At 50.1% G+C, this 4,441-nt stretch carries 6 protein-coding genes; all 6 read left to right on the top strand.

All coding sequences use genetic code 11. The features are described from left to right. Positions 1-84 precede the first annotated feature (84 nt). The 6 genes from Q1A75_RS23305 to Q1A75_RS24355 all read left to right on the top strand — a co-directional run bounded on the left by Q1A75_RS23305 (position 85) and on the right by Q1A75_RS24355 (position 4,409). Positions 85-471 (top strand): nucleoside 2-deoxyribosyltransferase, encoded by a 387-nt coding sequence (locus tag Q1A75_RS23305; RefSeq protein WP_366142233.1) that lies wholly within the window; start codon positions 85-87, stop codon positions 469-471. Next, positions 468-1,061 carry a 7-cyano-7-deazaguanine synthase gene (locus Q1A75_RS23300; RefSeq protein WP_299555871.1) on the top strand — a complete coding sequence of 198 codons (594 nt, stop codon included), beginning with the start codon at positions 468-470 and terminating at the stop codon, positions 1,059-1,061. Before Q1A75_RS23305 ends, Q1A75_RS23300 begins: the two co-directional genes overlap by 4 nt. Beyond that, positions 1,048-1,746, top strand: coding sequence for a hypothetical protein (locus tag Q1A75_RS23295; protein WP_299555869.1), 699 nt, complete (start codon positions 1,048-1,050; stop codon positions 1,744-1,746). The genes Q1A75_RS23300 and Q1A75_RS23295 overlap by 14 nt, the downstream gene beginning before the upstream one ends. 1 nt (position 1,747) lies before the next feature. Next, complete coding sequence (locus Q1A75_RS23290) at positions 1,748-2,308, top strand: VUT family protein (RefSeq protein WP_299555867.1); 561 nt, start codon at positions 1,748-1,750, stop codon at positions 2,306-2,308. 110 nt (positions 2,309-2,418) lie between these two features. Beyond that, the gene (locus tag Q1A75_RS23285) at positions 2,419-4,098 is read left to right on the top strand and encodes a hypothetical protein (RefSeq protein ID WP_299555865.1); all 1,680 of its coding nucleotides are present in this window, start codon (positions 2,419-2,421) and stop codon (positions 4,096-4,098) included. Then, a complete protein-coding gene (locus tag Q1A75_RS24355) occupies positions 4,098-4,409 on the top strand; it encodes a CHAT domain-containing protein (protein WP_366142232.1) in 312 nt (103 codons plus the stop codon). Before Q1A75_RS23285 ends, Q1A75_RS24355 begins: the two co-directional genes overlap by 1 nt. Positions 4,410-4,441: the final 32 nt, after the last annotated feature.

The following is a 4,441-nucleotide window of genomic DNA, read 5'->3' as shown; positions in this document are numbered from 1 at the left end:
CCGTGAACGCCGCGCTCTGAACTCCCTCGATGAAATCCGGGGGAACAGGTAAGAGGTGTCAGACTCGGAACACTAGTACCAGTCATACCCGGAAAAGGTCGAATATATATTGCAGCCCCATTCTTCAATCTTGCCGAGCGTTGGATTGTCGAGGAGGTCAGAAATCAACTCTTGCACATGGGTGTTGAGATATTTTCGCCGCTGCATGACGTAGGTGTCGGACCTGGTGAAGTCGTCGCAAGCTTGGATCTCAAAGGACTCGATGAATGCGATGTAGTATTGGCGATTTTGAATGGCAGCGATGCGGGAACAATATTCGAGATCGGATATGCTGTTGCAAAAGGAGTACCAGTAGTCGCGCTGGCTCAAAACATGCGCCCTGAAGATCTAAAAATGCCCTCGGGCTCTGGATGCGTTATTCTGAATGATCTTGTTAGCGCAATCTATCATGCAGTTTGGGCTCTTCCATGAAGGCGCTTCTTCTTTCTGGAGGGATGGACTCAATCGCCGTAGCGTATTGGAAGCGACCTGAAATCGCGATCACAATAAACTACGGTCAAAAAGCGGCCGAGGCAGAAATCGCTGCTGCCGCGCAAGTTGCCACGGAGTTGAACCTTCGGCACGAGATCCTAAAGATAGATTGCACCAGCATTGGCTCCGGCGATATGGCAGGCACTGATCCTTTGGAACGCGCACCTGTGCCAGAATGGTGGCCTTTTCGAAACCAACTACTCGTCACATTTGCAGCCGCACGGGGCATGTCCCTCGGCGTAACAGAAATCATGACCGGCTCTGTTGCGTCAGATAAAAGTCATGCCGATGGTCGCCCGGAATTCTATCATGCATTGGACCGACTTGTAGCCTTACAAGAGGGTGAAATCAAAGTTTCGGCACCCGCCCTGAGTATGTCGACTGCTGAGCTGGTCAGGATCGCCAAGGTTCCCCGCTCGCTACTCGCATGGTCCCACTCTTGTCATACTGGAAATCTTGCGTGTGGTGGATGTCGAGGATGCTTGAAGCACTACGAAGTTACAAAAGACCTCTACGATGATGCATATTGATAATGAGCCAATACCAAGACTTCATCCTATAAAATGGAACAATCCGAAAATTGACTGCTCAGGATTCGTTGAGCTAGCTGCGCCAGACCAACCTCTAGAAAATTCATTCTCGGATTCGATGGCTCGACGATACTCAGGCATCGGCGGCACGGTTGACGATACGGCCTTGTCGGACTTGCTTTGGCATTCCTCGTATTGCCATCCGGCGGGACAAACCGGTCGCTTTGATCGGCCTTGGTACCACAGTTTCCCCCCTGCGGCCGCCGGACTTCATTCACTCGGTATTCTATGCATACCAATCCAAGATCAGCCAATCAGCATATATGATCGGAAAGCACATAGACTCAACTTGCTGCCAAACACCGAGGACGCCCGCAATGAGAATGCAGCGAATGTTCGTGAGCTTGCAAATGCCAAACATGGCAGCACCCTTCAATTTTTTGCAGACCCAAATGAGCTAGAATCTTGCTATGAAAATTCAACTTCCTTGCTTTGGCGTGACAGCGGCGCGTTAGCCACAGCGATCAGCTTCGTGGCCGCTGCGTCTGGTCTCACGTCGGTAGTCCTTGGTCGAATTGGTACCAAAATTATACGAATTGCCGGACTTGATGTCCCTTATCTCGGATTCGGAGCCGTGCACATCGGGACACCTCGAAGCCGACCCACCTCTAACGAAGGGTTGTAAGATGGGACCATCAATTCTTAGTGGGAAAATTCCAATCCTCGGTGGGTTCATTGCGTTTATCTTATGCGTCCCTGCTGCAAATTGGCTCATCAGCAACGTCGGCTCCTACTGTGTGCCTGATGGACCATGTCTGATACCGGTCTTCCCCGGTATCATGGCACCAAGTGGCATCCTCATAGTGGGGCTCGCACTGGTGTTGAGAGATGTGGTGCACGAAACGCTGGGTGTTCGTTGGGCCTTGGTTGGGATTTTGATCGGCGGGCTATTTTCAGCGATCTTCTCACCAGCAAGCCTAGTCGTCGCCTCGACCACTGCGTTTCTGGTTTCAGAGGTTGGTGACTTAACTGTCTACGCTCCGTTGCGAAAAAGCGGTTTCGTCCGAGCCGCAATCATTAGCAGCATCGTTGGCCTCGTTCTGGATAGCCTAATCTTCCTTGCAATAGCATTCGGAAGTCTCGAATTTTTGGCTGGCCAAGTCCTTGGCAAGCTTTGGATGGTCATGATTGCAATCCCGCTATTGGTATATTTCAAAGCAAGGTTTCAGCACGTTGAATCGGCCTGACTATCAACGGATGCTGAAGAAGCTCAATCAGTCAAAGAATGACGTCGCTAAAAATCCGGCGCAATTTCATACATTTCGAAGACATCGATAAGTTAACTTAAGGAAATTCTATGGCACTGCCGAAGGCACTACCAAGTCTAGTTCCGGACATTTCTTACATTATCCCGGTACTAGATGGAGGCCCGTCGCAAGCAACTCCTATGCAAGGATTTGCCCCGAGCCTGCTCAATCATTCGGGATTAGTTGATTACATTTGCACACTGCCAGCGGATATCTATGAACTGACGCCCGAAGGGCAGGAAGTATTTGCTGCTAGGCGAATTTCGGGAGGAACGCGATTGTCGTGGTACGGCCAATCGCTGCGCGCTCTAACCAGTATTGTAACACCACCAATTTTTCCCTTTTTGGTTGTATGCGTTGGCAAGGATCAGGACATTGAACTATTCAGCGACTGGCGAAACTCACATACCTTTCCAATAACTTTCCTCGCACCGGATGGTGGAAGCATTAATTACCGGGATTTTTCAATTGAGGTCTTTCGCGACCACTTCCTGAATATCTGCGAGAACCTGACCGGCCAAGTCAGCGAAGAAAGCAGACAAGACGCCATCCAAGCGATTTCCGTCTGGTCGGAACCGCCTGCGAAAGACCTCGGTTACCAAGTTGGCGGTCATAACAGTGTTCGGCCCAATTTGTCGGCTCTGGCCGCGTTTGGATACGAAAACTCGGTATATGGCCCTTTCAAAGCTATCGACGAAGGCGACGAGCCCTACGTTCAACAACTCTCAAAAACTAGCAAGACCATATTGGAAGAGCGCGAAAAGATCGGGGTGCGAGCACCTGAACGTTTCATGCGGCCTGCACCCGATATCAACCTTTTCGCGCCGAATATTTACCCGCATTTCTTTGACTCCTTGTCTCAAGGACCACTTAGTAAGGACGAGTTTGCCAAATTTAAGAGAGTTCAGCAGTCACTGAAACGCCAGTCGGGGTACAACTTCACAACGAAGAACGAGACTGAGATGAAGGCAGTGATGGGTGAGGGTATTGTCGATGGTGGTGATCTATCACCGCATCCGCTGCACATGCTCAGAGCAAAAGAACTCAGCCTTGGGACGGCTTGTATGGCAGCGCGGTCCTCCGCAGAACTGTCAGCGACGTTGAGGCTTCCGAATGCAATCAATCGGACTTCTGGCGCGGTGCGCTTGTTTGCTCAGAACTATCGCTCTGAAGGTTCTAGAGAATCAAGCCGCCAAAAGGTGTTCAAACGAACGCAGGATTTGATATCTGCTTCCTTTCCAAAGACATTCATCGAAACGTTGTCCTTGTCCAGATCTGGAATACGAGTTGTTTCAGATGCGCATTTGGAATGGTTAGACGTGAAAGGCTGGCCGCTGTGCTTGCAAAGTGACGTATCGCGCATACCCGTCACCCCCGGTAACCTGTTCGTCCAGACAATGTCTTCCGTCGAACCTGTTGATCTGCAAGTGTCGGATTTCTCAGAGATTCTCATTATCAGCGCACTTAAACGCGAAGACCCAATTTCAAGGATGTTCGAGATAGCTATTGAGCGTTTTGAAGAGCACTTCTCAAAACGCATAACGGTCAGGACGGCTGAAGTAGGCACGCGCAAGGAGCTAGAAAACGCCTTTAACAGCTATGACGGCCCTCTTGTTTTGTTCGATGGGCATGGTTCACACAAAGAGAACAAGCCAGGCGTGCTCCATTTGAAAGACGAAGAAATTGACGTTTGGTCGCTTGATAGGAATGAAGTGGGTTGCCACCGATAATGTTGCTTAGTGCATGCGATACGCACGCGGCTGACAGAAATCACGCGACTGTCGCAAACGGATTTCTTAGCCTTGGGGTCAGAACTGTCGTGGCCTCCGTCTTCCCGCTTGATGCGAGGGATGCAGCTGCATTTACTGGTCGCTTGCTTCACCGAATTGCAAATTTCATACCACTCACGCACTCAATATTAGAGCGCTCAGTAACTTGGATGGAGATGCTTTCAGGCCTTCTTAGAATGCAATTTCTTACTGATTATCTTCGGCTTCTGTCCGTCGTCATGGTTTTTGGGGCCAATGGCGGTCTAAACTAAGAGAGAGTTTGGCTCATCTGATTGGTTTGATT

This window comes from uncultured Tateyamaria sp. (assembly GCF_947504105.1).
Classification (GTDB): Bacteria; Pseudomonadota; Alphaproteobacteria; order Rhodobacterales; family Rhodobacteraceae; genus Tateyamaria.
Note: the sequence above shows the minus strand (reverse complement) of the source record. Positions and strands in the feature narration are given on the sequence as shown.

Bases quoted from the DNA above. Each gene is read 5' to 3' on its own strand.
- Q1A75_RS23300 (WP_299555871.1), top strand. From the start codon at position 468: ATGAAGGCGCTTCTTCTTTCTGGAGGGATGGACTCAATCGCCGTAGCG.
- Q1A75_RS23295 (WP_299555869.1), top strand. From the start codon at position 1,048: ATGATGCATATTGATAATGAGCCAATACCAAGACTTCATCCTATAAAA.
- Q1A75_RS23290 (WP_299555867.1), top strand. From the start codon at position 1,748: ATGGGACCATCAATTCTTAGTGGGAAAATTCCAATCCTCGGTGGGTTC.
- Q1A75_RS23285 (WP_299555865.1), top strand. From the start codon at position 2,419: ATGGCACTGCCGAAGGCACTACCAAGTCTAGTTCCGGACATTTCTTAC.
- Q1A75_RS24355 (WP_366142232.1), top strand. From the start codon at position 4,098: ATGTTGCTTAGTGCATGCGATACGCACGCGGCTGACAGAAATCACGCG.